Source organism: Butyrivibrio hungatei NK4A153, assembly GCF_000424465.1.
GTDB classification, from domain to species: domain Bacteria; phylum Bacillota; class Clostridia; order Lachnospirales; family Lachnospiraceae; genus Butyrivibrio; species Butyrivibrio hungatei_A.
Genome location: NZ_AUJY01000036.1, coordinates 1 through 2380, shown reverse-complemented (window position 1 = coordinate 2380; position 2380 = coordinate 1). Strand labels below are relative to the sequence as shown.

The 2380-nt window shown below is 37.2% G+C and carries 1 protein-coding gene and 4 tRNA genes; 4 read left to right on the top strand and 1 reads right to left on the bottom strand.

Features of this window, described 5'->3' with window-relative positions; translation table 11 throughout:
- The first annotated feature begins 21 nt into the window (after positions 1-21).
- The 4 genes from G628_RS0110745 (at position 22) to G628_RS0110730 (ending at position 460) form a co-directional block, all read left to right on the top strand.
- A tRNA-Glu gene (locus G628_RS0110745) sits at positions 22-93 on the top strand.
- Positions 94-138: 45 nt separating this feature from the next.
- Positions 139-212 (top strand) — tRNA-Ile (locus G628_RS0110740).
- Between the two features lie 35 nt (positions 213-247).
- Positions 248-320 (top strand) — tRNA-Val (locus tag G628_RS0110735).
- Positions 321-374: 54 nt separating this feature from the next.
- Positions 375-460 (top strand) — tRNA-Leu (locus G628_RS0110730).
- A 164-nt stretch (positions 461-624) separates the two neighbouring features.
- Here the strand turns inward: G628_RS0110730 and G628_RS18185 are convergent.
- Positions 625-1974 (bottom strand): tyrosine-type recombinase/integrase, encoded by a 1350-nt coding sequence (locus G628_RS18185; RefSeq protein WP_051199153.1) that lies wholly within the window; start codon positions 1972-1974, stop codon positions 625-627.
- Between the last annotated feature and the right edge of the window lie 406 nt (positions 1975-2380).

Here is a 2380-nt window from a genome sequence, read left to right as displayed (position 1 = left end):
TGTAACTACGGTCTGTAATATGGCTCCGTGGTCAAGCGGTCAAGACATCGCCCTTTCACGGCGGTAACACGAGTTCGATTCTCGTCGGAGTCACTTGTTTGTTCTTGTTATATTTAGTTCAAACATTTTATTTTTTCAGGAGCTTTAGCTCAGTTGGTTAGAGCAACCGGCTCATAACCGGTCGGTCCCGGGTTCAAGTCCCTGAAGCTCCACTCGGTTTTATATTAGAACCATCCCAGATAAATAAGGGGTCTTAGCTCAGCTGGGAGAGCATCTGCCTTACAAGCAGAGGGTCACAGGTTCGAGCCCTGTAGGCCCCACTCGCGATATGTGCTATGCATATCGCGAATTTTTTACCATCATAAATATGGTATGCCGGCGTGGCGGAACTGGCAGACGCCCGGGACTTAAAATCCCGTGGGTAGTAATACCCGTACCGGTTCGATCCCGGTCGCCGGCAGTAATGTGTTGAGTCGTAAACTTAGATGCTATCTGAGTTTGCGGCTTTTTTCTTTGTTTTATTCAATGGTTCCATTTTGCTCCAAAAGGGTTCCACGTATTGAAAATACTGAGGTTCAGCGAGATATATTGCGTACAATATTATGCATTGTTTTTGCATGAATATTAACCTATACTTAGAGCATTCATTAGTTGGTTTTCAATACCTTCAGGTTCTGCAACAGTTTCATAGATATAATGTTCTGTCATGGCACGATTTGAATGTCCTAAAGTTTTTTGTAAATAGGCAATATCTACACCTGCGGCGCGTAGTGTTGATGCAACAGTGAAGCGTAATTTGTGGCTTGAAAGATAAGGAACACCTGCATCAGCGCAATATTTTCTAAGACGCTCATTAAAAGTATCATTGTTGATTGTTCTTCCATGGCACATGAAAAGATACTCTCCGTCTGGATTAAGTTCATGTGCTTTTTCAATGATTGCTAAAGCTTCTGGTACCAGATAGATTTCCCTGACAGAAAAATGAGAATTTCCTTTTGGAAGTTTTTCATTTATATGTCTGGGAGCTTTAGTTACTTTCATCTTTTTGGTATCAATTGAGTATACTGATTCTTCAACAAGCTGGTGTTTGATAGTAAGTATATTTCCACGAATATCTTCATATCTGATTGCTCGTAGCTCACCAACTCTGAAGGTTGAGTAAAGCGCAAGTTGAATAGCTAAAGTATATCCATCCTGTTTAATTGATTTTAAGTGTTTTAAAAGAGCATCCCTGTCTTCGAGGTGGAAAGCCTTGTTGATATGCCGTGGCTCCTTAAACTTAAGTTCTGTTGTTCCTATGGATGGAATAAAGTTTAAGGGTATGTATTCATTTTCAGCAGCATATATAAAAACGCCATTTAATGCTGATTTTCGATTTACAAAAGCTTTTCTGGTAATTAGCCCTGGACCAGTCCATCGCTCAAACATATACTTTATGTCTTTCTTCTTGATATCAGCAATCTGCATTTGTGCAATTGGCTCATTTTTAAAGACATTTTTTAGTAATGTAAGATCTTCCTGAATAGTCTTATTGGATTTAACACCATGCCTTATACGCATATCAACCCATTCAAGATAAACTTCTTCAAAAGTATGAGAAAAGAAAAAGTTATAAAGCTTTTCAACTAATTCTTCTCGGCTTTTAGCACTGAATGTAGGATTTTTACTTTTCCATCTTCCATCTGAGCCTTTATAAAATAATTCCTCCTTTGCGCGCGGATGTGCAGTTCTATAGACTTTTTCAACAAGTTTAGTTTTTTTCTTTGAGATCATATTTAAAATCTCGCCGCCATCGCCTGCAACGAGAGTAGCAGATTTTAAAATTTTATTCAATTGAGAAATATCTCTGGATTCTTCTTTATCTTCTTCATTTACGATACATTGAAGTTTCTTAATTTTGAAATTATTGTGATAACTTGATGCAAAAACAGATGGAGGAGTACTTGCAATTGCATCTTTATTGACATTATTCAATTGTAAGCACCTCCTTATCAGTTTTTTATTCATCAGCTTAAGAAATAATTGTTTTTATTTAAAAGTCACATAGGCCTTATATAAGGCTGAGAAAAACATGATTAAAGCCATGAAATATCAATAATTAGGCACATAGGCACGATTTTTGAAATCAATGAAGATTTTATATGGGTAAAAAGAAATTGATTAAAAACGGATGCCTTTCTGCCTTTTAGTTTTTGAAGGGAATATCTTTTAACGTGTGGATAGCGCATATTCCCTTATATCCACGGGCTGTTTTATTATCAATAGACGCATTTTTTAAATATTTGAGCCCAAGTTTATCTGCACGTTGTCGTAGTTCTTTCGAAAAAGAGCTTTCGGAACGAATCTTGATAAGATTGTCATTGCCCCATAGGCAATATGC